This window comes from Sphingomonas sp. GW821-FHT09E03 (genome assembly GCF_059416225.1).
This window is the reverse complement of the sequence record NZ_JBWKOS010000003.1, coordinates 524623-549883: the sequence shown is the minus strand read 5'-3', so window position 1 is coordinate 549883 and position 25261 is coordinate 524623. Positions and strand designations below refer to the sequence as shown.

General features: G+C 63.1%; 21 protein-coding genes. 13 read left to right on the top strand and 8 right to left on the bottom strand.

The annotated features are described in order from the left end of the window. Positions 1 to 4: 4 nt before the first annotated feature. Positions 5 to 493 carry a Ros/MucR family transcriptional regulator gene (locus AC07M8_RS10255; protein ID WP_495174240.1) on the top strand — a complete coding sequence of 163 codons (489 nt, stop codon included), beginning with the start codon at positions 5 to 7 and terminating at the stop codon, positions 491 to 493. A 34-nt stretch (positions 494 to 527) separates the two neighbouring features. On the opposite strand, the gene AC07M8_RS10250 is transcribed toward AC07M8_RS10255, so the two are convergent. From AC07M8_RS10250 to AC07M8_RS10225, 6 genes are all read right to left on the bottom strand, one after another. Beyond that, positions 528 to 2225, bottom strand: coding sequence for a recombinase family protein (locus tag AC07M8_RS10250; protein WP_495174239.1), 1698 nt, complete (start codon positions 2223 to 2225; stop codon positions 528 to 530). Continuing rightward, positions 2222 to 2638: a DUF2924 domain-containing protein gene (locus AC07M8_RS10245; protein ID WP_495174238.1), complete on the bottom strand. Its 417-nt coding sequence runs from the start codon at positions 2636 to 2638 to the stop codon at positions 2222 to 2224. The genes AC07M8_RS10250 and AC07M8_RS10245 overlap by 4 nt, the downstream gene beginning before the upstream one ends. After that, a complete protein-coding gene (locus AC07M8_RS10240; protein ID WP_495174237.1) occupies positions 2638 to 3150 on the bottom strand; it encodes a DUF3489 domain-containing protein in 513 nt (170 codons plus the stop codon). The genes AC07M8_RS10245 and AC07M8_RS10240 overlap by 1 nt, the downstream gene beginning before the upstream one ends. Positions 3151 to 3472: 322 nt before the next feature. Then, complete coding sequence (locus AC07M8_RS10235; protein WP_495174236.1) at positions 3473 to 4948, bottom strand: carboxylesterase/lipase family protein; 1476 nt, start codon at positions 4946 to 4948, stop codon at positions 3473 to 3475. Between the two features lie 179 nt (positions 4949 to 5127). Next, positions 5128 to 6132, bottom strand: a complete 1005-nt coding sequence (locus AC07M8_RS10230; RefSeq protein WP_495174235.1) for a bile acid:sodium symporter family protein — start codon at positions 6130 to 6132, stop codon at positions 5128 to 5130. Between the two features lie 23 nt (positions 6133 to 6155). Further along, positions 6156 to 7187, bottom strand: coding sequence for a PDR/VanB family oxidoreductase (locus AC07M8_RS10225; RefSeq protein ID WP_495174234.1), 1032 nt, complete (start codon positions 7185 to 7187; stop codon positions 6156 to 6158). A gap of 178 nt (positions 7188 to 7365) precedes the next feature. On the opposite strand from AC07M8_RS10225, the gene AC07M8_RS10220 reads away from it, so the two are divergent. The 6 genes from AC07M8_RS10220 (at position 7366) to AC07M8_RS10195 (ending at position 15107) form a co-directional block, all read left to right on the top strand. After that, positions 7366 to 9681 (top strand): acetamidase/formamidase family protein, encoded by a 2316-nt coding sequence (locus AC07M8_RS10220; RefSeq protein ID WP_495174233.1) that lies wholly within the window; start codon positions 7366 to 7368, stop codon positions 9679 to 9681. Positions 9682 to 9781: 100 nt separating this feature from the next. Then, a complete protein-coding gene (rbsK, locus tag AC07M8_RS10215; protein WP_495174232.1) occupies positions 9782 to 10765 on the top strand; it encodes a ribokinase in 984 nt (327 codons plus the stop codon). Further along, on the top strand, positions 10765 to 11589 hold the full coding sequence (locus tag AC07M8_RS10210) for an oxidoreductase (protein ID WP_495174231.1): 825 nt from the start codon (positions 10765 to 10767) through the stop codon (positions 11587 to 11589). The genes rbsK and AC07M8_RS10210 overlap by 1 nt, the downstream gene beginning before the upstream one ends. A 139-nt stretch (positions 11590 to 11728) precedes the next feature. After that, positions 11729 to 12940, top strand: coding sequence for an aromatic ring-hydroxylating oxygenase subunit alpha (locus AC07M8_RS10205; protein WP_495174230.1), 1212 nt, complete (start codon positions 11729 to 11731; stop codon positions 12938 to 12940). Positions 12941 to 13046: 106 nt separating this feature from the next. Beyond that, positions 13047 to 14138: an acetamidase/formamidase family protein gene (locus AC07M8_RS10200; RefSeq protein ID WP_495174229.1), complete on the top strand. Its 1092-nt coding sequence runs from the start codon at positions 13047 to 13049 to the stop codon at positions 14136 to 14138. 12 nt (positions 14139 to 14150) lie between these two features. After that, on the top strand, positions 14151 to 15107 hold the full coding sequence (locus AC07M8_RS10195; RefSeq protein WP_495174228.1) for a helix-turn-helix domain-containing protein: 957 nt from the start codon (positions 14151 to 14153) through the stop codon (positions 15105 to 15107). Between the two features lie 43 nt (positions 15108 to 15150). Here AC07M8_RS10195 and AC07M8_RS10190 read toward each other — a convergent pair whose 3' ends face one another. Beyond that, positions 15151 to 16422, bottom strand: a complete 1272-nt coding sequence (locus tag AC07M8_RS10190) for an MFS transporter (RefSeq protein ID WP_495174227.1) — start codon at positions 16420 to 16422, stop codon at positions 15151 to 15153. Between the two features lie 15 nt (positions 16423 to 16437). Here AC07M8_RS10190 and AC07M8_RS10185 point away from each other — a divergent pair, with 15 nt between their 5' ends. Genes AC07M8_RS10185 through AC07M8_RS10175 form a run of 3 tightly spaced genes read left to right on the top strand, consistent with a single transcriptional unit; the run spans position 16438 to position 18055 of the window. Then, positions 16438 to 16680 carry a hypothetical protein gene (locus AC07M8_RS10185; RefSeq protein WP_495174226.1) on the top strand — a complete coding sequence of 81 codons (243 nt, stop codon included), beginning with the start codon at positions 16438 to 16440 and terminating at the stop codon, positions 16678 to 16680. 37 nt (positions 16681 to 16717) lie between these two features. After that, positions 16718 to 17554 carry a DODA-type extradiol aromatic ring-opening family dioxygenase gene (locus AC07M8_RS10180; RefSeq protein ID WP_495174276.1) on the top strand — a complete coding sequence of 279 codons (837 nt, stop codon included), beginning with the start codon at positions 16718 to 16720 and terminating at the stop codon, positions 17552 to 17554. A 9-nt stretch (positions 17555 to 17563) separates the two neighbouring features. After that, positions 17564 to 18055 carry a VOC family protein gene (locus AC07M8_RS10175; RefSeq protein WP_495174225.1) on the top strand — a complete coding sequence of 164 codons (492 nt, stop codon included), beginning with the start codon at positions 17564 to 17566 and terminating at the stop codon, positions 18053 to 18055. Positions 18056 to 18178: 123 nt separating this feature from the next. Here the strand turns inward: AC07M8_RS10175 and AC07M8_RS10170 are convergent, their stop codons facing one another. After that, positions 18179 to 19288 carry a TauD/TfdA family dioxygenase gene (locus AC07M8_RS10170; RefSeq protein WP_495174224.1) on the bottom strand — a complete coding sequence of 370 codons (1110 nt, stop codon included), beginning with the start codon at positions 19286 to 19288 and terminating at the stop codon, positions 18179 to 18181. 208 nt (positions 19289 to 19496) lie between these two features. Here AC07M8_RS10170 and AC07M8_RS10165 point away from each other — a divergent pair, with 208 nt between their 5' ends. The 3 genes from AC07M8_RS10165 (at position 19497) to AC07M8_RS10155 (ending at position 25246) form a co-directional block, all read left to right on the top strand. Beyond that, entirely contained in the window at positions 19497 to 22142 is a 2646-nt protein-coding gene (locus AC07M8_RS10165; RefSeq protein ID WP_495174223.1) for a TonB-dependent siderophore receptor, read from the top strand. Positions 22143 to 22294: 152 nt separating this feature from the next. Beyond that, positions 22295 to 24457: a glycoside hydrolase family 3 C-terminal domain-containing protein gene (locus AC07M8_RS10160; RefSeq protein ID WP_495174222.1), complete on the top strand. Its 2163-nt coding sequence runs from the start codon at positions 22295 to 22297 to the stop codon at positions 24455 to 24457. A 72-nt stretch (positions 24458 to 24529) separates the two neighbouring features. Beyond that, positions 24530 to 25246 carry an IS6 family transposase gene (locus tag AC07M8_RS10155; RefSeq protein WP_495174221.1) on the top strand — a complete coding sequence of 239 codons (717 nt, stop codon included), beginning with the start codon at positions 24530 to 24532 and terminating at the stop codon, positions 25244 to 25246. The last annotated feature ends 15 nt before the right edge of the window (positions 25247 to 25261 follow it).

Below are 25261 nucleotides of genomic sequence, written 5' to 3'. Positions count from 1 at the left end.
TCGCGTGACCGAAGAAATCGACGCCGTTGAACTCGCTGCCAAGCTGACCGCCGCCTGGTTGGCAAATCCCAACACCCGCACCTCCGCTGACGACGTGCCCGCATTTCTGTTGTCGATGCATGCGGCAGTCACCAAACTCGCTGCCGGTCCTGCGGCAGAGCCTGAAGCGGCTGCTGAGCCGACGTATGAAGCGAAGGTTACCGCGCGCAAGTCGCTGTCTTCCCCCGACCACATCGTCTCGATGCTCGACGGCAAGCCGTACAAGACGCTGCGGCGGCATCTGGCGAGCAATGGCCTGACGCCTGAGGAGTATCGTTCGCGCTTCAACCTCAAGGCAGATTATCCAATGGTGGCGCCGAGCTATTCCGAGGCCCGCCGCGCAATGGCCAAGACGATCGGCTTGGGGCGCAAGCCCATTGCCAAGGTCGAGAAGCCGGCAAAGGCAGGACGGGCCAGTAAGGCAGCCAAGCCCGGGTCTGATAACGAAGCATGAAAGAGCAGCGGGAAGGTCTAAGACCTTCCCGCACTTACCTGCCATGTAGCCCGATGGGCTGAGTGGCAGAGGCCTGCGTTGTAGGTAGGAAAGCCTGGCGCTGGATCGCCCAATCGGGGCTCACCGCGTCGGTAGCGACAAGCTTGCCCGCCTCCAGCTCGCCATGCTGTGTGCCTCTGAGGATGGCGGCAGTCACGTCTGGCGCCAGGAAGGCAAGCCGCAGGACACGGGTGACCCACGATGGCGACACCCCTTCGCGTGCGGCAAGTGCCTTGATGTCGAGTTCACCCTTGCGCAGTTCGCGCCAGTAGCTGTGAGCCTGCGCCACGAGCCGGCTGAGCGAGCGATCCGGCCGCAATGCGGCTGTCTTGCCACTGTCGTGTACCAGCCGCATTGCCCGTCCGGTGCGGGTCAGGCGCGCATCGGCGTGCAGGATCAGCTGCTCAGGAGCGTTGGCAGTGGCGGGGACAGCCAATGCTGAGCAGATGCCGCTGGAAGCGCAGTTGATCGTGATGCCGCTGGCGCCGACCTCGACGCTAGCGAGGATGCTGCGGATCAGCGCATGGTCTTTGGCGCGCAGCTTGTCAGCCATGTCGGTGATCTGCTGACTGGTGTGAGCATAATGATCCGCGGGTACTGCCAGTGAGGCGGTTGCGATCAGCGCCAGCGGGTCGTCAAACGCCTCGACCAGGCGGTTCGCCACGAGCGCCTCGATCTCGGCTGCGGGCACCCGCATGCCGCTGGTACTGGAGCCCTCCTGCACTGATCGGCTCACGTAATAACGATAGCGTGCCTTGCCCTTGTTGGCATGCACCGCCTGCAGCGGCTCGCCCTGCTCGTCGACGATGAGCCCGGCGAGCAGGCTTGGGTTGCGGTGGTAAGTGCCGCTGCGCCTGCCCTGCAGGTTGGTGGCGAGCAGCGTTTGCGCCTGCTTCCAAATCTCAGGATCCAGAATGGCGGCATGGAGACCAGGATAGACGCTGCCCTTGTGCTCGACCTGGCCGAGATAGGTGCGGTTCTTGAGGATCAGGTAGAGCTGGCCGCGGCTAAACGGCACACCGCCGATAGCCCTGCCGGTAGCGGTGCTGCGGGGAGGGGAGAGGATGCCGTCACGTGCCAGCGCATCCGCGACGGCACGCACGTTACCAAGCGCCAGGTACTTGGCGAAGATCGTGCGCACCAGGGCCGCATGGTCGTCGACAATGGCAAGGCTGCGGCCATCGGGCTTGTACCCGAGCGGCGGGATGCCGCCCATCCACATGCCCTTGGCCTTTGACGCGGCAATCTTGTCGCGGATCCGCTCGGCAGTGACCTCGCGCTCGAACTGAGCAAAGGACAACAGCATGTTGAGCGTCAGCCTGCCCATGCTGGTGGTGGTGTTGAACGACTGGGTGACTGAGACGAACGAGGTGCCTGAGGCATCGAACGCCTCCACCAGCTTGGAGAAGTCGAGCAGCGAGCGGGTCAGGCGGTCGACCTTGTAGACCACGATGATGTCGATGCCGCCGGCGGCGACCTCGGTGAGTAGCCGCTGAAGGGCAGGGCGCTCCAGCGTGCCGCCAGACAGCCCACCATCGTCATAGTGGCCGGCAACCTCGACCCAGCCTTCTGACGCTTGGGAGAGGATATAGGCCGAACATGCCTCGCGCTGGGCATCGAGGCTGTTGAAGCTCTGCTCCAGCCCCTCGTCCGAGGATTTGCGGGTATAGATCGCGCAACGCACCTTCTTCATGCTGCTGCCTTCCTCGTCTTGAGGCCGAAGAAGGCAGGCCCCGACCAGCGGGTGCCGGTGATCGCGCGGGCGACCTCGCTGAGCGAACGCCAGTCACGCCCGTTCCAGCTGACCCGGCCATCCTCGCCGACCGTGACGACATGCGCGGTGCCGTTCCACTCACGCACCAGCCGCATGCCGGCGCTCGCCCGCGCAGTGAGGGTCCTGGCTCCTGCCAGCTGTTCGAGCCGCTGCGACACTGATCGCGGGAGGCCGCCATGGGCTCTTGCCTGGATTTCCCAGGCAAGAGCCAGGCGCAGCATCGCCGGGCTGATCCGCGGCACCGGGCTGTTTGTCAGGGCAAGCCAACGCGCCCGCAGCGCGGCGGACGACATCTCCCCCAGCCGCCCCAGCTCCTCATCTACCCTCGCCATCAGCGCGCCTCCGCGATGCGGTAGCAGGTCGCGTCATCGCGAGAGAACCGCTCGATGCTGTGCCCCTTCTTGCGCAAGCCAGTGAGCGCCGCCCGGCTGGAATGCGGCAGCCAGTCAGTTGCAGCGATGATCTCCGCCATCGTCGCACCTGTCGGGCGGGTTAGCAGGGCGAGCACGCCGGCGATCTTGCTGATGCGAGCGGCTTGAACAGGCGAGGGTGCATTAACAGACACGGCAGCGTCCGCCCCGTCTTCGGGCTCTATCCCGATCGCTGCCAATCCTGTCGGTGTGACGAACAAGCCGATGTGGCTATCGTCAGTGCTGCGCCAGGCGGCAGCTGAGCCTGCGACCTCGCGCGGCTCCAGGAGCTTGCGGCGCAGCAGGCTGCTGATGGTCTTGCCGACCCGCTCGTCATCAGCTTCATAGTCTAAAGGCAGCGGCAGCAAGCTTCCGCTCGCACTCCGCGAGGCGTGGCTGAGCAGCAGGCTCTGCAGGTCGTTCAACTTGGTCATGTGGCGCACTCCAGATGGCGAGCGGCCTCGTGCCGCTCCCACCAGCTGAAGCCCCGACAGTCATGCTGACGGGGCAGGGCAGCCGTCCCGACCGGCTGCGTTCACAACGCCGCTGTTGCTCTGGTGCAGCCTCAAGTCGAGTGGTTTGCGCATGAGCGGCAGCAGTCCCACGATGTCTAAAGCACTGCTGCATTGGCTTACTTGGCTGTGCGGCGTGATCGGTGGTGTTTCTGACGTCGCCGCTCCTGTGTGGGCGCGTCCTCATCTGACGTTGATATCAAAGTGAGGACCCAGCGTGCTGCCCGCTGCGTTTTACACGTGCTCAACGTGGTAGCGCCGTTGCGGTTAGAAGCGCGTCAAGCCGAGCGCTGCCGCAGTTATGCACGCCGCCCGGACCATCGTTACCGAACAGCATCAGATCTTTGTGCGCAGCCGTAAACCGTGGCCAGTGAGGTGCGGCGGTATGGTTGGGGTTGCCGGTGCGTGCGAATGCCACCCAGTAGCGGGCAACCAGATCGGCCATTGCGGCGTCTGCCTTGCTCCATCCTTTGGCTGCCGCGCTCGACGGCACGCCAAACACCATCTGGATCTCGTCCGCATGGCCCACCCCAGCACTGCTGGCGCGGAGCGCGGCAGGGACATAGCCGAAGCGATATAGCCATACCGGCTGGCCGCGCTGCGCCTGCCACTCGGCGCGCTGGCGGGCGGGCAGCGTCATCGCATTCTCCCCCCACATCCGCGCCACGGCGACGTCCCGGCTTTCGCCGGGACGTCGATAAAGTGCCACCAGCGGCTCCGCATGGTCTCCCAGCGATCGCATGAATGTTTCGCCCGCTCCCGGCAGCCAGCGCATCAGGCTTTCCTCGTGATCGTTTGCGCCAACAAGATAGGGCACCTTGGCCACCGCAGCCGAGGCGAAAACCGTGGCGGTCGATCCTAGGACTAGCCGGCCGTCAATAACCGGGAAGGCTGGTGCACGGACGGGTGCATCGAGTACAGCCGACGCGGGCAAGGCGCGCAGGGCCGCGGCATCACGCGCACCCTTGCCGGCGGCCCATGCCGCGCCATCGTGCTCGGCATCGGCCAAGCTCTTCAATCCCGCACTGGCGCCGCCGGACTGCGAGATCGCCTTGTCGAACAAGCCTTTAGCCGCTGGCGAGGTCATCAGGAAATTCACCGACGACGCGCCGGCGGATTCGCCCATTATCGTGATGTTACGCTCGTCCCCGCCGAACCGCGCGGCATTGGCGCGGGCCCAGCGCAGGGCGGCAATCTGGTCCATCAATCCATAGTTGGCGATCTCACCGCCGTGCCGCTCAGCGGTCAGCGCAGGGTGGGCAAAGGTGCCGAACCGCCCCAGCCGATAGTTGATGGTGATCACGATCGCGCCGTGCCGGGCAAGCCCGCTGCCGTCATAGTCAGGCATGCTGCCGGCGCCCATGATGAACGCCCCGCCATGAATCCACACGATCACCGGTAGCCGCCCGCTCGTCTCGCCGGCAGGGCGGTACACATTGAGATATAGGCAATCCTCGCTTTGCTGCGGGGCGAAGCCCTTGGTCAGCGGATTGTTCGCGCTGTCCTGAATGCAGATGGGAGAGATCGCCTGCGCATTTCTCACGCCACGCCACGCGGGTGCGAGGCGCGGCGCCTTCCAGCGCCATGCACCGACCGGCGGTGCGGCAAAGGGTATGCCGAGAAAACGATCGACGCCATCACGGCTAAGGCCGATCACCTGCCCAGACTTTGTGGCGACGGTCGGATCGACCGGTCGCGCCGCCGCTGCCATCGGCAGCATCGCCGCTAGGACCGATACCCATTGCTTCAACCGCATGGCATTCCTCGTGGGATCAGTTCGTCGCCGATCACAGTCAATGAGACTTCGGCACAGTTGAGCGTGTCGGCGCTAAAACTCGTCGAGGCGTTGATATCCGCTCGCGGTCAGGCGGGCGGCGCTTGCATAAGCCGCGCCGGTCCTCACGGAAAATCGACCAGCGCGTCAGCAGCCGCGCCGTCAGATTTCACAGCCGGCCGCGGTCTCATCGCTTGCGCGATGAACGCGCAAGCGATCAGCTGGATCTGGTGGAACAGCATCAGCGGCAGCATGACTGGCCCTAGAACGGCGGCCGGAAACAGCGTCGAGGCGATCGGAACCCCGGAAGCAAGGCTCTTTTTGGAACCGCAGAACAGTAACACGATGCGATCTTCCCGAGCGAGGCCCATTCTGCCCGACAGCCACCACGTCCAGCTCAGGATTGCAGCGAGGATGACGAGGCACAGCGCCACGATGTCGCCCAGCGCGGCGGCGTCCACCTGGCCCCACAGCCCATCGACCACCGATGCTGAAAAAGCGGTGTAGACCACCAGCAGGATCGACAGCCGGTCTACTCGCCCGACCAGGAGCTTGTGACGTCCGATTAACCCACCGATCAGCGGCCGACTGAGATGGCCAAGCACGAACGGCAGCAGCAGCTGCAGCACGATCTTCTCGATCGCCGCGGGCGAGACGTCCGCCCCCTGTCGCATCAGCAGCGTGCACAACAGCGGCGTCACGAAAATGCCCAGCATGTTGGAGAGCGAGGCGCTGCACACCGCGGCGGCGACATTGCCGCCGGCGATCGCAGTAAAGGCAATCGACGACTGCACGGTGGACGGCAGCAGGCACAGGAAGAGAATGCCACTGAGCAGCGCCGCCGGGAGGATCCCAGCCAAACCGCCCACTAACGCAACGCCGACCAGCGGGAAGACGACGAACGATGTGGCCAGCACCGCAAGGTGCAGGCGCAAATTGCCGAAGCCGGTGACGATCGCCTCGCGCGACAGCTTGGCGCCGTGGAGGAAGAACAGGAGCACGATGAAGCCGTTGGCGATCTGCCCCGCGATCACCGCCCCGTTGCCACGCACCGGCGCGATGCTGGCCAGGACGATCAGGCCCAGCATCAGCAGGATAAATGGATCCATGATCCCGAGCGCTCGGCGCATCTGGGCATTGAGCGCTAGCCCGTTCACAGGTCCAGCACCAACCGGGGGCTGCGCGATCCCGAGCAGCACACCATCATAGTCGTATTGGCGGCCTTTTCCGCATCCGACAGCACGTCGTCCCGGTGATCGGGCATGCCTTCGATTACGCGCGCCTCGCACGCCCCGCAGATGCCTTCGGCGCAGGAGTATGGCACATTAATGCCATTGAGCTTCAGCGCCTCCAGGATCGTCTGGCCGGCGGCGACTGTGTAGCAGCCGCCGGTCCGTGCCAGTTCCACCTCGTAACCGCCCTCGGTGGCAGCCGCCGTGGTCGACGCGAACCGTTCGTAATGGACTTGCTCAGCGGGCAGCGCCGCCGTGGCATCGAGATAGGCATCGAGCATACCGGCCCGGCCACAGGCGTAGAATTGACTTCCTGGGGGCGCCGCAGCGACGATTGCGGAAAGATCGAGCATGCCACCGCCGTCAGCAAACGCGGTCTGCAGCGGCGCATCGACCGCCGCCAGAGCTACCTCGATCTCACCGAGCAGCGGCGCGGCTGCGGCATTGCGCGCGCCGAAGTGAAAGGAAAACGGCCGGCCAAGCGCGATGAGCCGCTGTGCCATCGCCCATAATGGAGTGACGCCGATACCGCCGGCAATGAATACGCTGTGGGCTGCGTCTTCAATCAGCGGGAAGTGGCAGCGCGGCTCGCCGATCGTAAGCGTGTCCCCCTCCTCAAGCCAGTCGTGGACATGGCGGGAGCCGCCGCGGCTCGCCGCATCCAGCGCGACGGCGACAACGTAACGGTGCCGTTCGGCGGGATCGTTGAGCAGCGAATATTGGCGGGTGACAGTTTCGGAGAGCACCAAATCGACATGGGCGCCTGCCGCGAAAGCGGGCAAATTGCTGCCATCATCGCGCCTCAGATCCAGGATTCTCACCGAGCCTGCCGTTCCGGTGTTGCCCTGCGTAGTCAGCCGGTGAAGGCGGACGCTCAACTGGTTAGTCATCGTGATCGTCAAACCCGCTCGCTCCCCGCCGACCCGTTGAACGCCCGGCATTGCTTCACGCATCAGCCATACGCAGCAACGCCGCGGCGCGGCTTGTCCATTCCGGCACAAAATCTTGTTCTTGCGGGTGGATGCGACCCGTGTAGGCTCTCACCGATAGACAGGGAGGAGGATGCCAAGGCATGACCGCAACCGATCGGCATCGTTGCCGTAGGAGGTCATTGAACGAGGAACATGAATATTGCGCGTCACGACCCACGCCTATCCGAAGGAGCAGCGTTGGGAGGCATGGCGGTTCGCGCTCAAACGCAAGTCGCTACGGCTCGATACAATGGATGCCGAAACGTCATATGGCGAGATAGCCAGCTTCCGCAGTGACAGCGGCCTCGACTTCATCGGCATTTCATCGACCTACCAATCACTGACCGTTGATATGGTCGATCAGCCGGACTGGCTTTGGATGGTCGAGTTGCTGGAAGGCGATCTCGCCGTCACCGCCGGCGCAGAGACAATCAAGGTGCGCGAAGGCGACATTGTCCTTGGCAGCGCCGCCGCGAAGGCGTTGCTTGCTTTCCCACGGGATCACCGTCTGTTGATGATCCAGATACCCTTGTCCTATTTCAGCCAGCGAGTTCGCGCTCATTTGCCTACCGCCATCAGCCTGATCGGCAGCGATACCGGTGCAGGGCGTATCCTGTCGGGCATGCTGCGCGCGATCGGTGATACCATCAACGATCTCAACGGCGATCGCATCCGTCCCGTCGAACTCAGTCTTTCCGATTTCCTCCTCACTGCCTTGATGGAGGGCGCGCCCTCAAAGTCGCTCGGCGGTTCGGCAGGCGCGCGCGCGATGCTGCTAGAACGGGTATTCCAGTCAATCGAAATGCATTTGTCGGATCCGGGACTCAATCTTCAGCTGGTCGCCGGCAAGCACGGCATCTCCATGCGCTACCTGCAGAAGCTTTTTGAGACGGTGGACGATAGCTTCGGTCATTACGTCAAACTGCGCCGGCTGGAGCGCTGCCGGATGGACCTGCTCAGCCCGCTCCACGCCCAGAAATCGATCTCCGACATCTTGTTTCAATGGGGGTTCAACGACTCCGCGTCGTTCAGCCGCGCCTTTCGCGAACAGTATGGCATGTCGCCCCGCGAATATCGCAAGGCGCCGCCCGCCGAAGGACAGGTGGAGACGCCGCGTCGCGGCAGCCCGGTCGCACCACCGGTCGAGCAGATGACCGGGAACGACGCTGCCACCGACGAGGGCGAGGACGACAATACCGCCGCCGCATCGGACGAGGACGACACGGCAACGCGCATCCGCCACCATTTTCTGCCCGCCACCGCGGAGACGGTACGCTGGGGTCATCTGGGCCGGCATATTCGGCCGGCGCTGCGCGTCCGTTCGGGCGACTACGTGACGATAGAGGCGCTGACCCATCACGCCGCTGACGATCACGAACGGATGATCGAGGGCGATGCTGCGGTGGAGCGGATCTATCACTGGCGGAAGGGGGACAAGACGATCGATCGGCGCGGAGCGGGGCCGATGGATGCCTCGACGATCGGGCGGGGAGCCGGCGAGGGGTTCGGGGTCCATCTGCTCACCGGGCCGATTGCGATCGCCGACGCCATGCCCGGGGACGTAGTGGAGGTGCGGTTTCTCGAAATTGAGGCGCGCCCATCCGCCAATCCCAAATATGCCGGGCGCAGCTTCGGCAGCAACGTCGCGGCGTATTGGGGCTTCCATTACAACGACATGCTGACCGAACCCAAGCCGCGCGAGGTAGTCACGATCTTCGAGGTGGAGACGGGACGAGAGCGGGCCTGCGCCCATGCGCTCTACAACTATCGCTATACCCCGCAGATTGACCCCGATGGCGTTCGCCACGAGCGCTACGATTATCCAGGCGTGCCGGTGGATCAGGATTCGATCCTCAAGAACTTTGACGTCCTGCGTAATGTGGAGATCCCGGTTCGGCCGCACTTTGGGTTCGTCGCCTTGGCTCCCGCCTATGACGGGCTGGTCGATACTGTCCCCCCTGCCAATTTCGGCGGCAACATTGACAATTGGCGGCTGGGAGCAGGCGGATCAATCTTCCTGCCGGTGAATGTCGCGGAGGGGTTGCTGTCGCTGGGCGATCCGCACGCGTCGCAAGGTGATTCCGAATTGTGCGGGACGGCGATCGAGTGTTCTATGTCAGCAGTGATCCAGATCCATCTGCATCGGCGGGGATCGGGGCCAGCCGCGGTGCGCGACCTTGATTATCCGCTGATCGAAACTCGCACCGAATGGGTGATCCTCGGCTTCTCCCAACCTAATTATCTGCGCGAATTAGGCAGCAAGGCGCAGAGCGAGGTTTACAAGAACTCGTCTATCGAAGCGGCGATGCGCGACGCCTTCCGCAAGGCACGGCGGTTCCTGATGACCACCCGCTCGCTCTCGGAAGACGAGGCCATTTCGCTGTTGTCGGTAGGGGTCGACTTCGGCATCACCCAAGTGGCGAACGGCAATTGGGGCGCCCATGCGATCATCCGCAAGGACCTGTTCACAAAATAGTCGACCGTGCGCAGAAGCAAACGGCAAGAGGTGATGCGCGCACGAGCAAGCCGCCGGGCGTGGACCCTGCGATGGGTGCGCCCTCGCTACTGGAGTCGCCATGTCCGTCAGACCGAAAATCGTGGTTGTTGGCAGCATCAACGCCGATTTGATCCTTTCCGTTTCCCGGTTGCCATTGCCTAACGAGACGATCCTCAGCCGCGAGACGCGGACGGCTATCGGTGGCAAGGGACTGAACCAGGCGGTCGCCGCCGCAAGGCTCGGTGCCGATGTGCTGATGATCGGCGCGGTCGGCGATGATGAGCACGGCGCGGCTGCCCGCCGGCATCTGAGCGCGCAGGACGTCAATGACGATCAGGTTCGCACCATCAGCGGCACGCCGACGGGCACCGCGCACATCATGGTGGCCGATGATGCCGGGAATATGATCGTGGTATCGGCAGGTGCCAATGCCGCGCTGACGCCCGCGATGATCGACGAAAGCCGCGCGGCAATAGCCGGTGCGGACGCGATGGTGGTGCAATTGGAAGTACCGCTGCCTACGGTGGCCCGGGCGCTGGCCATCGCTCGCGAGCACGGCGTAATGACCGTGCTCAATCCGGCCCCCGCCCATCCTGCCGCACTTGCGGTGTTGGCCGATGTCGATGTCCTTACCCCCAACGAGACAGAGCTGGCGAGCCTCACGGGGATCGAGGGCGCTGGCGGCGCCGCGTTGCACGCGGGCCTCTATGCCCTGCACCGCGGCGGTGCCCGTAAGGTCCTAGTCACGCTGGGAGATCGCGGCAGCGCGGCTTTAATCGGCGGCACGCTGGTCTACCAGTCGGCCTTCCGAGTCGAGGCGGTCGACACCACCGGCGCGGGTGACTGCTACAACGCGGCGCTAGTCTGCGAACTTGTGGCGGGCCGGGACCTACTGGCTGCCATGGAATTCGCGGCGGCGGCGTCCGCCTTGTCGGTGTCGCGCCCGTCGGCAAACGGGTCACCGACGCGCGCCGAGATCGAGGCGTTTTTCGACCGTCCCGCGGGCGATCGCCCGAATTGGACATTGGCACACTTGCCGACCTTGGCGGGGGAAGCACGGTAATGCGCTGGCTGATCACCGGGGCCTCGCGTGGTCTGGGCCTCGAACTGGCGCGGCAGGCGCTCGCGCGCGGAGACGAGGTCGTGGGAACAGTGAGGAGCGAAGCGGCCGCGGCCGCTTTCGACCTGCTGCATCCCTTCAATGCGTTGGCGGTGATCGCCGACGTTACCGACCCGACATCGATCGTGGCCGCCATCGCGCGGACCGACGAGCGGTTCGGCGGCACCGACGTGCTGGTCAACAACGCCGGGTTCGGCATGGTTGGGGCTCTGGAGGAAACCGGCCTCGACCAGATTCGTGCCTTGTTCGAAACCAACGTAGTCGGCGCGATTGCAATGATTCAAGCGGTGCTGCCGGGAATGAGAAAGCGCCGCGGTGGTCATATCGTCAACATCACCTCCGTGAGCGGCTGGGCGCCATGGGCGGGGACCGCGATATATGGCGCCAGCAAATTCGCGATGGAGTGCATCGGTCGAACGCTGGCGCAGGAAGTGGCGCCGCTCGGCATCCGCGTCACCAACGTCGCGCCCGGTGGGCTGCGCACCGATTTCGCCGGCGGCTCGCTCAAGGTCGCGGCGCAGCGCATCGCGGATTACGATGGCCCGGCGCATGCGGCGCAGGCCATCCTCACCGGTCATGCCGGGGAGGAGCCGAACGACCCCGCCAAAGTGGCGGCGGCCATCATCGCGTTGACGAGTATGGCACAGCCGCCGCTTCGCCTGCTGCTCGGTGCCGATGCGCTCGGCTATGCCGAAGCGGAGCTGGCCGAGATCCAGCGCGACATCGCCGAAGGCCTATTGACGACGGTGTCGGTCGGGGTGGGCTGAGGCGCCAGCAACTTACCGTGCGCGTATGAACAAGATCGCCGCGTGGGCATCGGTGTAGCCAGCAGGGGTTGGTACCCGCCTGGCATCGCACGGCCAGGGGCGCTGCCACGCAACGATCAGCATACGGGATACTGATCACATGGCCGTCCGATTGCCCGCCCGCGACTTCATTACGTCGCTTGATTCCTCTGCTACCAATCTTGCCGAGGCGCAGACCCTGCCGCCGCAATGCTATACCGACGCGGACTTCTACGAGTTCGAGAAGGAAGCGCTCTACTACCACGAATGGCTGTGCGTAGGACGCGAGAGCTGGGTGAAGAACGTCGGCGACTATTTCACGACCCAGATCGTCGGCGAGCCGATTGTGGTCGCGCGCGGTCGCGACAATCAGGTCAATGCGATGTCATCGGTGTGCGCGCACCGCGCGATGCTGGTCGCCGAGGGCGCGGGCAACACACGAATGTTCCTGTGCCCTTATCACCATTGGGCTTATGGCCTCGACGGTAAGCTGACCGGCGCTCCGGCGATGGAGAAGACCTGCAATTTCAATAAGGAAGAGCATGGCCTGACCCGCTTCAAGGTGGAGACCTGGCACGGCTTCATCTTCGTCAATTTCGATGCTGCGGCCGAACCCCTGGCGCCCCGGCTGACGCAGGTATCGGACGCCATCGCCCATTACGACCTCGCCAACGCCGAAGGCGAGCGTCCCGGCGCGCCGGGGGTATTTCCCTGGAACTGGAAGGTAATGTTCGAGAACAACAATGACGGCTATCACGCCTCCAAGCTCCACCAAGGGCCTTTGCATGATTTCGTGCCGTCGGAACTCGCGATCTTTCCTGAGTCTGATCCGGCTGATGCGGGCTTCCTGCGCTACAATGGTACGCTCCATGCCGATGCCAGCTTCAACGCTACCCAGCGCGCGCTGCTGCCGGTGTTCCCCAACCTCGACGATGCCGATCGCAACCGCATGACTTTCGCCAACATCCCCCCGACGCTGTCGCTGGTGATGATGAGCGACATGGTGATCTATCTGATCCTGCGTCCCACCGGACCGGAAACGATGGAGCAAGACACCGGCGTGCTCGTCGCCCCCGGCGCCTCCCGCCACCCGTCGTTCAGCCACAAGATGGAGATGAACATGACGGCGGCGTCGCATATCATCGATCAGGACATGCACGTCGACGGGCTAGTCCAGCAGGGACTCCGTTCGAAGTTTGCGCCGCGCGGCCGCTATTCGTGGCAGGAGGGCGCCCAGCTTCAGTTCAATCGCTGGCTGGTGAAGCGCTACCTCGACACCTATGCGCGCCTGGAAGGACAACCGACGCTGCGCGCGGTCGGCCAGGCCGCCTAAACCCTTCTTCTTTCATAGTTGGCGCAGGTTCCCCGTCCGATATCGCGGACGGGGACGGCTTCTGACGCCCGTTGATCATCCGCTAGTATTCCACAGGGGCATTCACATGGCTTTGATCTCTGCACCCGGCGAACTGCGCCAGGATACCGAATCCACCGATCTCCACATGCTGCGTGCCACCCCAGAGACGATCCACTGGGGCTATTTCCACCCCGAGATTAAACCGGCGCTGCGGGTTAAATCGGGTGACCTCATCCTCGCAGAAGCGGTCACTCATCACGCAGGCGATGCACCCGAATTGATGATGGATGAGGCGATTACCCGTATTTACACCGAGGTGCCCGAAGCCGATCGCACTCCCGGCGTTCATATTATGACCGGTCCAGTCTATGTCGAGGGTGCCGAGCCTGGCGACATGCTTGAGGTGCGCTATCTGCAGATGACGCCGCGGTTCAATTATGGATCGAACTTGGCCGCCAACTGGGGGCATCTTTATGAGGAATTTGATAAGAAGGAGCGGGTGACGATCTATGCGCTCAACCCCAACACGAACACCGCGTCCGCGCATTATGCTTATGACTTTTCGGGCACGTATCTGACGCCGGGAACGATCACGCATTGTGCCGTCTGCGATCGGATGCCTGCGCTCGAGGGCATTTCGATCCCAGCACGCCCGCATCTCGGCACCGCTGGTGTGGCGCCGGCGGTGAACGAGCGCGTCTCGACTATCCCGCCCGGGCTTCACGGCGGCAATATCGACAATTGGCGGATTGGCGCCGGGGCGACCATGTATTACCCCGTTCAGGTTGCCGGCGGGCTGTTCTCGATCGGCGATCCGCACGTGTCGCAAGGCGATGGCGAGATTTCGGGAACCGCTATCGAGGCGTCGCTCAACGTCCTGTTCCAGATCATTCTGCGCAAGGATTTCTCTTTTCCATCGCCGCTGCTCGAGACCCCGAACAACTGGATCGTCCACGGTTTTCACGAGGATCTTAACAAGGCGATGAAGAATGCCTCGCTCGACATGCTCGGGCTGCTCACGGAGCACCAGGGACTGTCGCGCAACGATGCTTATTCCTTGATGTCGGTCGCCGCCGATTTCGGCGTGACACAGGTTGTTGATGGCACGAAAGGTATCCACGTCCGCATTGATCGCGGCATTTTTCCCACCAAGGGCGTCGTCAAGGATCCCCGATAAGCGGTTTCACGGATGGCGATCTGGACCTTCTCTCTCGATGCGATCCCCGAAACAGAGCGTCAGGCGGCGTGGGTCGACACGCTCGCTCGCCTAAAGCTGCCTGTTGCCGATCTCACCGATCTCGCCTGGATGGAGGGATCGGTGAAGATCGCCACCACCGCGCTCGGCTCAGAATTCGCGCTGGTCAGGGCTACTGCGCAAAGCTTCGGCGGCCGCAACGTCGATCACAATTCGGCGATCTGGCTGGCCATGCTGCTTTCGGGCGATGCAGTGCTCGGCACCGGCGGTGCGGAGACGGCGCTCGCCCCCGGCTCGATCGTGGTCGGCGCGTCCGGCGTCAGTTCGACGCTGCGGTTCGCCAGCGACTTCGAGATGCTCTTTATTAAGCTGCCCGAGGTGGCGGTCAGCCCGCGGCTGATCATCCCGCTCGGTGCCCGCGTCGGCGTGCTCAGCGCCCAACCCGGTGTGCAGCAGGTCTTTCAAAGCCTGTTGCGGGGTGTCGGGGAAACGATCGAGGCACTTACCGAGGACCAGTTCCAGCCGGTCGAACGATCTGTCATCGAGTTTCTCATCGCCTGCCTCGCCAGCGATGGCCGGCAGGAGTCACGCGGCGGCGCTGCAGGCGCCCGAGCTTCGCATCTCAAGCGGATTTGCATGCGGATGGAGACCATGCTCCATGATCCGGAACTGTCGCTGGTCTCGGTAGCCGCCAACAATGGTGTGTCGCCGCGTTACGTCCAGAAGCTATTCACCGGCGGCAACGCCAAGTTCTCGAGCTATGTGAAAGCTCGGCGGCTGGAGCGCTGTTACGCCGATCTGATCAGCCCTATCCATGCGCAGCTGTCCATCTCAGAAATATGCTTTCGTTGGGGCTTTAGCGATGCCGCTCATTTTAGCCGGGCATTCCGCGATCGCTTCGGCATCTCCCCAAGCCAGCATCGCCAGGCGGCGCTAGCCCCGCGCATCTAGCGCGGGGGCGGCGCGGCGGCGTCGTTCACCGCCTGCTTCGTTCTCAGATCCCGCCGTGATTAAGCTCGGCAACCTCTGCGGCCGTGACTTCCTCTGTATAGGCGGGAAAGGTCATGATCAGGCCGGCAACGGCGATCAGGCAGAATTCGATGATCGATATCGATCCGGCATAGGAGCCGTGCGCATCGAACCACATGTCCATTAACAATGGCGTGCCGCCTTGGGCAATCATCACCACAGCATAAATCACCCCGATGATTGTGCCGTAGCATTTGAGGCCAAAATAACGCGAAACGAAATAAGGTAGGGCGCCGAAGGCCGTGCCGAGGCCGATGCCGAGCAATGCACCGGCGAGGATCAGCACCGGCGTGCCGTTGCCGTTGCCAAGCAGCCACAGCCCGGCGGCGGCGACGACAAACACCGGCGCGATCGTCCTCGGCGAGGAGACCCGATCGAGCAGTGAGCCGACAGCCACCTGCCAAGCGGCGGTGACGAGCGCGAGCACCGACATCACGGTGGTGGCGACGGTCAACTCCATCTGCCTATCGGTCAGCACCGGAATGACATGCGAGAAGACGGCCGTGAGGCAGCCCGCGCCAAGGCCGAGGCTGAGGATGATGAGCCAGAACGGCGCGCTAGAGACCGCCTCGGCAAGCGTCTTGCCGGTATCAAGATGCGACCGCGCCGTAGCGACCCCCGCGGTGGCAGCGCTGCGGCGAGGTGCGTCCTTGAGGAGAAAGAACAGGGTGGGAAAGCCGACTCCCACGACGATCAGGCCGATCACCGCGTAGGTGGCCTGCCAACCGATCGACGGCAGCAGGGTCGCAGCGATGATCGGCATGATCGTCGCGCCAACGCCGTTGCCGATGCCAGCGCTGATGCCGAGCATCAGCCCGCGCCGCTCGTCAAACCATTCGGAAACGACCTTAGAGAACATGGCAGTGCAGGGAATGGCGCCGGCGATCCCGATCAGCGCGAAGAGCGCATAGAATTGGGCGATGCTGTTTTGTACTTGGCTGAGAAGCGCGACGCTCGCGGCGAATAGGACGTTGCCGACCAGTAGCACGCGGCGGCCGCCGAACGTGTCGATGATCCGCCCGACGAGCGGGAAGGCAACCACGCTGACGAGCGAGATGATCCCGAGAACGGCGGTGACATGCGCCCGAGGCCAGCCGAAATCCTGCGAAATCGGGACCAGGAACACACCGAACGTCGAACTGACCGTAGTTGTCAAATTTAGGATGTTGCCGATCGTACAGGCGATGACCACGCCCAACGCGGTGTTGGCGGTTGTTTTAAACGGACGCGTGGCCATGAGTTCAATATCCCGATGCTGATCGAGACGATCTCATCGCAAGACCCAGCGCCGGTCAAAGCCAATCGGCCCTTGCGCGGCGTGCAACAACAAACAGTTCGTCAGGCGCACAAACCGTTCTTCGAGTTGCGCTGGGCGCCGGGCAAAGCCTCGCGCCTGGCGCTGGCCAGGGCGACGAACTGGCCTGCCGGTGCCGCGTTGCTGGAAAGCAAGATTAGCGGCGCGCTCAGACAAGCGTCCCGGGAAAAGCGGCCATAGATTCCGCGTTCATCTTTCTCCATCACCGGACCAGCTGATGCTTGAACAATCCGATTTCTCCCCAGCCACCGTGCAGCCGACCTTGTTCATCCCGCATGGCGGCGGTCCCTGCTTCTTCATGGATTGGTCGCTGATGGGTGAGCCGGCCGATACTTGGGACAAGACGGCGGCCTGGCTTCGCAGCGTTGCGGCGAGCCTGCCCGAAAAGCCCACGGCTATCGTGGTCGTCTCCGGCCACTGGGAAGAGCCGGTATTCACTGTCGCTACCGCGCCATCGCCGAAGCTGATCTACGACTACAATGGTTTTCCGCCGCACACCTATCAATTGCAATATCCTGCCAGCGGCTCGACCGCGCTCGCGGCGCGGATCGTCGATCTGTTCACCGCGGCGGATATTCCTTGCGCCACCGACGCCGAACGGGGCTTCGACCATGGCGTGTTTATCCCTTTCCTGGTGGCCTTTCCCGATGCCGACATCCCGGTGGTGCCGCTGTCGCTTAAGAGCAATCTCGATCCGGCCGAACACATCGCCGCGGGGCAGGCGCTGAAGAGTCTGCGTAAGGAAGGCGTGCTGATCGTCGGATCCGGGATGAGTTATCACAACATGCGCGCGTTCCGTACGCCCGCCGCCCGCGCGCCATCGGCGGCGTTCGACCAATGGCTGACCCGCTCGCTTGCAGAGCCCGATGCGGCTGCTCGACTGGGCAGCCTGGTCCAGTGGGCCGACGGTCCGTCGGCACGCAACGCGCACCCGCGCGAAGAGCATTTCCTGCCGCTGATGGTCGCCGCCGGGGCGGCGGATGACACGGCTGGCGACCGGATATTTTCCGACGTCGTCATGCAGGCGACCGTGTCCGCATTCCGTTTTGGCTGAGGAGTTTCCATGACCTACCCGAATACGCTGATCTTCGTCGATTTAGCGTCAGACGATCCGCAGGCGACAGGCAATTTTTACGCCGAGGTGTTCGGCTGGATCAACGAGGGGCGTCCGGCGGGCGTATACCACCGGCTGGTGCCCGGCGAGAATTTCAAGAACAAGGACGGGAGCCAGAGCCAGATCGGCAATCTGCACCTCGGCATCTTCAACAGCAACAACGCCCGCCCGCATCCGCTGCCCGATGCGGGCGGCTCGCGCAACCTTAGCCGCGGCGAAGCCAAGGCGCGGATCTGGATCCTAGTCAGCGATGACGACAAGCCAGACTCGATTCTAGATGCGGCGGAGGCGCGCGGCGCACGAGTGATGTGGCGCAATCACCATTGGCTTGAATTCAACGGCTATAACTGGGCGTTCGAAGACCCCTGGGGCAATGAGATCATCCTGTGGGGCAAGACCGGTGGCGTCGCCGAGGCACCAGCTGGGTTTACCCAGGAATAGTCGCTCTCTTCGACAGTGACAGCAAAGACGCCGCCGCTCTTCCGAGCGGCGGCGTCTTCGTATCAGCAGTGGAACATGACGGCCTCGGTGCGGCCCAGCGGCAGGGCCGGGCCGCATCGCTGATCAGCCGTGATCTGCGAGCAAGCGGGGTACCGGTGCGACCCCGATCCGGAAGAAGCCCTGGTCGTCAGTGGTCTGGCCAGCGCGCGGCTTGTCGCGAACCTGAACGACGCCATTTTTGCCAAAGCCATCGATCACCGGACGATTGCCTTGACGGCTGAGCCACAGACGAAGCAGATGGCGCCTTCGCTGAGGCTCGGGATAATCGTCGAATGAGGTGCGGGCGTGAAGCGCGGCGTAGTTCGACAGCCACTGGATGTCACCGGGGCGGAAATCCATCTCGATCGCCATGCCGGGCTCGTACGTGATCTCGTCAAACAGCTTCAGCACTTCGACCTGCTCAGGGCTGAGCTTGGGCACGCCGGGATATTCCTGCGCCGTCATGATGTACAAGGATCCGGCATACATGCTGAACACGCCGTCGGTGAGATCGATGATCGGCGAGGTGTAGGTATCGGCCGGAGCGTTGGCGTCCTGCCGACGCCAGTCCCAATGATACGGCTCGAACAGCAGCGGCGCGAGATCGGGCCGGCGACGCAGTATTTCGTTGTAGATCTCCGCACCGGACACCAAGCACGAGGCACCGCCCGCGCGCGCGGGGCGTAGGCACATCAACGCGACAATGTCCGAAGAGTCTGAATGGTAGACCAAGTGGTCGCGCACCTTGGACGATTTCGCGGTCGGATCATCCATCGTCTTGTCCGAGGTGGCGTAGACGGAATCGATCAGGTCGCCCTTTTCATTCTGCCGGATCGGATCGCCCATGTGCAGCCCGAGTATATAGTAGATCGCCGCAGATAGTGCGTCGGAGTAGAGATGCGTGCGCAGGCCGCGGACCAGCACGAATCCGCGCCCTGAATCGACGTCGCGGCCCCACTCTTCGATGGCGTCGGCACATTCAATCAGCGGATATTCCTCCTTCTGCACGAAGCGCAGATCCGGATCGGCGTCGACGAACTGCGTTCCCAAGCGTTCAAGCTCATCGATCTGCGCGGACGAAAGCATGTAGACCCAGCTGTGCCCTTGGGAAAGGATGTCGCCGCGCCAGGCAGCGGCAGTGGTGATCTCTGCTAGGCCCGGCGCGGGGCGTAAAGATAAGGCTGGTGTCATCATTGCTGATCCCGTGAGAATGTGTTGGCGATGTTTGCAATGTAGCAGCGCTCACAGGACGGCTCTTGTTGGCTGATACACGAATCGTTGCTCGCTGCCGAACAGCCGGTTTGGTTCAGTACCGCCGCGCTCGCCAGGCGATCAGCGCGTTGCCAAGCCCCAGTGGCGATCTGCCCAACTGAGCCGTGCCGCGACAGCGGAGCGGGACGAGGTGGATAACTTATGGTGCGCGCCGCCTCAAGATTTGTCCCGGCTAGGTGCGCCAAGGATGTCCTGCATTCTAGGGCCGGGCACACACTGTCACCCCGGACCATCCAGGCCATGCAATCGCCGCCGCGGCCCGCAAGAGGTTCGCGCGGCTGCCGTCCGCAGAACGGAACACGAGCGTTTGGGGAAAAGGGTAGACATGATGACACGATTTCTGAGGTGCACCTTGCTAGCCGGCGTAGCGCTGATTGCGATGCCGATGGCAGCACTAGCACAGACTGGACCGACCCCTGCTGGGCAGCCGGATCCCGAAACACCGATTGCGAGCCCCGAGGCCAACGCGGATACCGGCGCCGACATTCTGGTTACGGGAGCCCGCGATTTGGCGGGTGTGCTGCAGAAGAAGAACAGCTCCACGCTATTCGGCATCAACAAGCCGCTGGTAGACACCCCGCGCTCCATCACTGCGGTGTCGGAGGAGCTGCTGTCGCGCTACAACATCAAATCAGTCTATGATTTCACCGCGGTGGCCGCCGGCACCTACACGGGCAGCTTTTTTGGTGTTCCCGGCAGCATTGCGATCCGCGGCACCGTCGCAGACAATTATTTCAACGGCTTTCAGGGCATCACCAATTACGCCAATTATCCGACGCCGGTGGACTCCGCATCAGATGTCGAGATCGTGCGCGGTCCGCCCTCGCCGATCTATGGTGCGGGCCAAGTGGGCGGTTTCCTCAATTTCACGCCCAAGAGTGCTCGCGGCGATAAGACACGATATGTGGATCATATCCAGGGCACCGCAACCGCGACGCTGGGCAGCTACAATCAGCGCGAGGGGACGGCCAACATCGCCATCCCCGTCAAGCTCGGCGACAATGACGGCGGCCTCGACGTTTATGGGAAGATTGAAAATTCAGACAGCTTCTATCGCGGCATGCACCCCACATCGCAGATCGCGCAGGGCAGCTACGCCACCGATCTCGGCAGCAAGCTAACGCTCGATCTCAGCTACCAGTTTATCCACTCCGACGGTTATTTGAAGAACATCGGCTGGAACCGCGTTACCCAGGATCTGATCGACAACCAGCAGTATATCTCGGGCCGCCCAATCGCCCAAATTGCGGCGCCGGGCGCGGCGTTCATCACCCCTGCTCAATATTATGCGGCTACGGGTGGCAGCGCGCTGCTGTTTTACGCCCCGGCAATCGGCGCGACGGTAACGCCCAATAATTACACGACGCTTGATCCCGCGACGGTGAAGCTCGTCAAGCTGTCGCCGCGCGACACCTTCCTCGATGATGGCGTGGACATCAACGAGGCGACGGCGCACACCGGCTACGGCGCGCTGACCCGGAGCTTCGACGACGACAGCGTGCTAAAGTTCCAGAGCTTCATCAACACGCTCAACAGCCGCAATTACCAGAGCTATGGCTTCGCCACGACCTTCAATGCGACCGTGACTGAGCAGCGCCTGACGTACAGCCGCAAGGACGAGTTCGGTGCGCTAATACTGCAGCTGGTGCTGGGCGGCAGCTATCGGCACACCTCGGCGCACGACCGCGGCAACCTGAACGATTTCGTCCTCTCCGAGGATCGTCGCGACATTTCAGTCGGCGCGACGCCCGATGATCGCTTCAACAACCCGTTTGTGGTCGACAATTACCAGTGGGCAACCGATATCCGCAGCGAGATCAAGGATCTAGCTGGCTTCTTCGTGGTCGATGCGACGGTCGGGCGAGTGTCGCTCACTGGCGGCGGTCGAGTGGACGACTATCACGTCAAGGCCTCCAACATCGGCACCGAGGTCAACGACGTGTTCGTGACCAACAAAGGCTCGTCGCTGCCATTCAGCTATAACGCCAGCCTGAGCTACAAGACCAGGTTTGCCACCCTTTATGGCACCTATGCCCACGCCAAGTCGCTACAGAGTTCACAGGGCGGCGCGATCAACCCATCGCTGATCGTCAGTGATGCCTATGTCGGCAGCTCCAAGCTGTCCGAAGTCGGCATTAAAACCTCGCAGATGGACGGCCGCCTGTATGCGTCGCTAGATGCCTATTCGCAGGACCGCTCCTATCTCGCCACGCCGCCGAACGGCGATGTCACCGTCTCGGCAGTGCGTGCGCGCGGCATCGAGGCGGAGCTGCGTTATCTTGTGACGCCGCGGTTTGGCCTCACTGCGACCGGCACCTATCAGAAGGTTCGCCAGCTGCCGACCGCCGGATCGGGGACGTTCATCACGCTCCCGTCTTATCTCGCGGGCGTTCCCGGTACCTCCGGCTATGGGGGCTACGTATATTCGCTAACCAACTTCTTGGGGCTGACTAACGGCTATGACCTGCGCACCACCCCGCGCTTCAGCACCAGCGTGTTCGCAACGTACGATATGCGAGGAAAATGGGGCCTGACCGGCGGCGTCACCTATAATTCCACCACTGGCGGCTTTCTGCCGGGATCGATCACGCTGCCGCGCTACGCCTTGGTTAAGGCCGGCGTCTATGGTGTGGTCGGCCCGGTCAGGGTCGACGTGAATGTCGATAACATCTTCGACAAGCTGTATTTCATGGCCAACAGCGATACCGATGCCAATGCCAATGTGCTGCCGGGAGTGGGCCGCACATTCCACGTCAAGGCGACCTACAACTTCTAGCAAATACCGTCGCCGGGTAACCGGATCGATGATCGCCCCTGCGGGTGTCCGGATGACACGGTCCTGCAGGTGTGCCCCGATTGCCATCCTTCGCTGTAGGATCCATACTCTTGTCTAGGCTTCGTCGTCCGTCATTCCGCCGCGTCCCGCCGATGGCGTTGTTGCTGGCCACTGCTTGGTCATCCGGCGCTGCCGCTGATGCCCCCTCCACGGCTGAGGCGCGTGCCCAGACCTGGGTGCAGGCGATGACGTTGGACGAGAAGATCGATTTGGTTACCGGCCTGGTCGGTGCGGAATATCATGGCAAGCCGCAGCCGACGGCCAGCCTCGGATCGGCGGGCTATGTACGCGGCGTCGCTCGGCTCGGCATACCGGCGCTGCAGATCACGGATGCCGGGCTTGGCGTAACGAATCCAGCGATCAGCCTGACCAAGCGCAGCCGTCAGGGAGATGTCGCCACCGCGCTTCCCTCCGTCCTGTCCACCGCCGCGAGCTGGGACGCAGGCCTCGCCTTTGCCAGCGGCGCGGTGATGGGGGGCGAGGCGCGCGCCAAGGGCTTTAACATCCTTCTGGCGGGCAGCGTGAACCTCGTCCGCGAGCCGACGGGCGGGCGTAATTTCGAATATCCCGGTGAAGACCCACTGCTGGCCGGCGTGATGGTTGGTGAGACCATCCGCGGCGTGCAAAGCCGCAAGATTGTTTCCACGATTAAACATTATGCCCTGAACAGCCAGGAGACCGGCCGGTTTGTGGTGGACGCGCGGATCGCCGATGCGGCGCTGCGGGAATCCGATCTGCTGGCGTTTGAGATCGCCCTGGAACGCGGGCATCCCGGCGCGGTCATGTGCGCGTACAATCGAGTGAACGGCGACCACGCCTGCGAAAATCGCCATCTGCTGATTGACGTCCTGAAGAAAGAATGGGGTTTTTCCGGGTTCGTCATGTCCGATTGGGGTGGCGTGCACAGCACCGGCAAGGCGGCAAATGCTGGTCTAGATCAGGAATCGGCGCGCGAATTCGATGATCGTACCTATTTTGGCGACGCGTTGAAGCAGGCGATCAACAAGGGCGAGGTACAGCCGGCGCGGCTTAATGACATGGTCTACCGCATCCTGCGGACGATGATCGCAAGCGGCGCTGTGGACACACCGCCGGTTCAGGCCGCCATCGATTATGCCGCCAACGGCGCGGTGGCACGTCGCTTGGCGGCGGCGGGGATGGTGCTGCTCAAGAACGACGCCGCGACTTTGCCGATCGGCGCGGCTGCGAAGCGGATCGTGCTCATCGGCGGCCATGCTGATCGCGGTGTTCTGTCCGGCGGCGGCTCGTCGCAGGTCACCCCGCCCTGGGGCTACGGGCTGGTCGAAACCCCACCCGGCCTGCCGGCGGAAGCGGCAGCGTGGCAGAGCACCTACTACTTGGGACCATCGCCGCTGGCCGCGATCCGCAAGGCAGCGCCGCAGGCCCAGATCACCTTCGTTGATGGTGGCGACTCCGCGGCAGCCGTGGCAGCGAGTCGCGGGGCCGATATGGTGATCGTCTTTGCCACCCAACCGATGGCCGAGGGCAGTGATGCGCCGACCCTGTCGCTGCCGGGCGGGCAGGATGCCTTGATCGACGCGGTGGCGTCGGCCAATTTGCACACCGTGGTCGTGCTGGAGACCGGAGGACCAATCCTGATGCCATGGCTGGCTAAGGTATCGGCGGTACTCGAAGCGTGGTACCCGGGATCGTCCGGTGCGGACGCGATCGCCGATATCCTGTTCGGCAAGATCTCGCCGCGGGGCCGACTCCCAGTCACTTTTCCCGCCAGCCTAGCGCAGACGCCGCGACCGGTGATGGCGCCTGTTGTGGACAACGCGACCTATTATGTTGATTATTGCGAGGGTGCGGATGTCGGCTATCGTTGGCAGGCTCGCAATTATACCACCCCGCTGTTCCCGTTTGGCTTCGGACTGAGCTACACAATCTTTGCTCATGAGAAGCTGGTGGTGACGGGCGGTGCCACCGTCCGGGCGAGCACTCTGATCAAAAACATCGGCGCGCGGGCGGGAGTAGATGTCGTCCAACTTTATGCCGCGCCGACCAATGGCGCCTGGCCCAAGCGCCTGGTGGGCTGGGCAACGATCTCGCTCAAGCCCGGTCAGTCAACTAAGGTGGAGATCGGCGCTGATCCCCGTCTGCTTGCGTCGTTTGATCCCGTCACGGGAAAGTGGCGGATTAGAGGTGGCTCTTACGCGCTCAGCGCAGCTCGTTATGCTGGGGACGTGACGCTTACCAAAGTCGTGACTTTGCGTGACACAGTCATGCCATGATCAAAAGAGGCTTGAGGGCACTGTCAGACCAAATGCACCGGCTGGTAATCAGGGCAGGGTAGGGGGCGAGAAATGCCCCGCCCGCGCAAACCAGCCAGCCCGTTCCGCTACTTCAACTCGTCACCGGAGGTGATCCGGCTGGTAGTGCTGATGTACGTGCGCTTTCCGCTGTCGTTGCGGAACGTGGAAGACCTGCTGTTCGAGCGCGGGATCGACATCTGCCATGAGACGGTGCGGATGTGGTGGAACAGGTTCGGTCCGATGTTTGCTGGTGACATCCGTCGGCAGCGTGTGTCGCGGATGCGGGGCTTTCGGCACTGGCGGTGGCACCTCGACGAGATGTACGTGAAGCTCAACGGAGAGATGGTCTACCTCTGGCGAGCGGTCGATCACGAAGGCGAGATCCTCGAGAGCTACATCACCAAGACCCGTGACAAGAAGGCGGCCCTGACCTTCATGAAGAAGGCGCTCAAGCGCCATGGCTCGCCCAACGCGGTTACCACCGATGGCCTGCGCTCCTACCGCGCTGCGCTGAAGGATCTTGGCACCGAAGAGAAGCAGGAGGTGGGCCGCTGGGCGAACAACCGGGTCGAGAACTCGCACCTGCCGTTCCGACGACGAGAGCGGGCGATGCTCAGGTTTAGGCAGATGAAGACGCTGCAGAAGTTCGCATCGGTTCACGCCAACATCCACAACCACTTCAACCTGGAGCGCCATCTCACCGACCGACAGACCTACAAGGAACGACGCTCCGCCGCCCTGGCGGAGTGGCAGATCCTTGCAAGCTAGGCTGCCGCGCTCAAA

What these genes read in the sequence shown, in the direction of transcription:
- AC07M8_RS10250 (WP_495174239.1), bottom strand. Translation starts at nt 2,225, where the DNA reads ATGAAGAAGGTGCGTTGCGCGATCTATACCCGCAAATCCTCGGACGAG.
- AC07M8_RS10245 (WP_495174238.1), bottom strand. Translation starts at nt 2,638, where the DNA reads ATGGCGAGGGTAGATGAGGAGCTGGGGCGGCTGGGGGAGATGTCGTCC.
- AC07M8_RS10240 (WP_495174237.1), bottom strand. Translation starts at nt 3,150, where the DNA reads ATGACCAAGTTGAACGACCTGCAGAGCCTGCTGCTCAGCCACGCCTCG.
- AC07M8_RS10235 (WP_495174236.1), bottom strand. Translation starts at nt 4,948, where the DNA reads ATGCTGCCGATGGCAGCGGCGGCGCGACCGGTCGATCCGACCGTCGCC.
- AC07M8_RS10230 (WP_495174235.1), bottom strand. Translation starts at nt 6,132, where the DNA reads ATGCGCCGAGCGCTCGGGATCATGGATCCATTTATCCTGCTGATGCTG.
- AC07M8_RS10225 (WP_495174234.1), bottom strand. Translation starts at nt 7,187, where the DNA reads ATGCGTGAAGCAATGCCGGGCGTTCAACGGGTCGGCGGGGAGCGAGCG.
- rbsK (WP_495174232.1), top strand. Translation starts at nt 9,782, where the DNA reads ATGTCCGTCAGACCGAAAATCGTGGTTGTTGGCAGCATCAACGCCGAT.
- AC07M8_RS10210 (WP_495174231.1), top strand. Translation starts at nt 10,765, where the DNA reads ATGCGCTGGCTGATCACCGGGGCCTCGCGTGGTCTGGGCCTCGAACTG.
- AC07M8_RS10205 (WP_495174230.1), top strand. Translation starts at nt 11,729, where the DNA reads ATGGCCGTCCGATTGCCCGCCCGCGACTTCATTACGTCGCTTGATTCC.
- AC07M8_RS10200 (WP_495174229.1), top strand. Translation starts at nt 13,047, where the DNA reads ATGGCTTTGATCTCTGCACCCGGCGAACTGCGCCAGGATACCGAATCC.
- AC07M8_RS10195 (WP_495174228.1), top strand. Translation starts at nt 14,151, where the DNA reads ATGGCGATCTGGACCTTCTCTCTCGATGCGATCCCCGAAACAGAGCGT.
- AC07M8_RS10190 (WP_495174227.1), bottom strand. Translation starts at nt 16,422, where the DNA reads ATGGCCACGCGTCCGTTTAAAACAACCGCCAACACCGCGTTGGGCGTG.
- AC07M8_RS10185 (WP_495174226.1), top strand. Translation starts at nt 16,438, where the DNA reads ATGCTGATCGAGACGATCTCATCGCAAGACCCAGCGCCGGTCAAAGCC.
- AC07M8_RS10180 (WP_495174276.1), top strand. Translation starts at nt 16,718, where the DNA reads ATGCTTGAACAATCCGATTTCTCCCCAGCCACCGTGCAGCCGACCTTG.
- AC07M8_RS10175 (WP_495174225.1), top strand. Translation starts at nt 17,564, where the DNA reads ATGACCTACCCGAATACGCTGATCTTCGTCGATTTAGCGTCAGACGAT.
- AC07M8_RS10170 (WP_495174224.1), bottom strand. Translation starts at nt 19,288, where the DNA reads ATGATGACACCAGCCTTATCTTTACGCCCCGCGCCGGGCCTAGCAGAG.
- AC07M8_RS10160 (WP_495174222.1), top strand. Translation starts at nt 22,295, where the DNA reads ATGGCGTTGTTGCTGGCCACTGCTTGGTCATCCGGCGCTGCCGCTGAT.
- AC07M8_RS10155 (WP_495174221.1), top strand. Translation starts at nt 24,530, where the DNA reads ATGCCCCGCCCGCGCAAACCAGCCAGCCCGTTCCGCTACTTCAACTCG.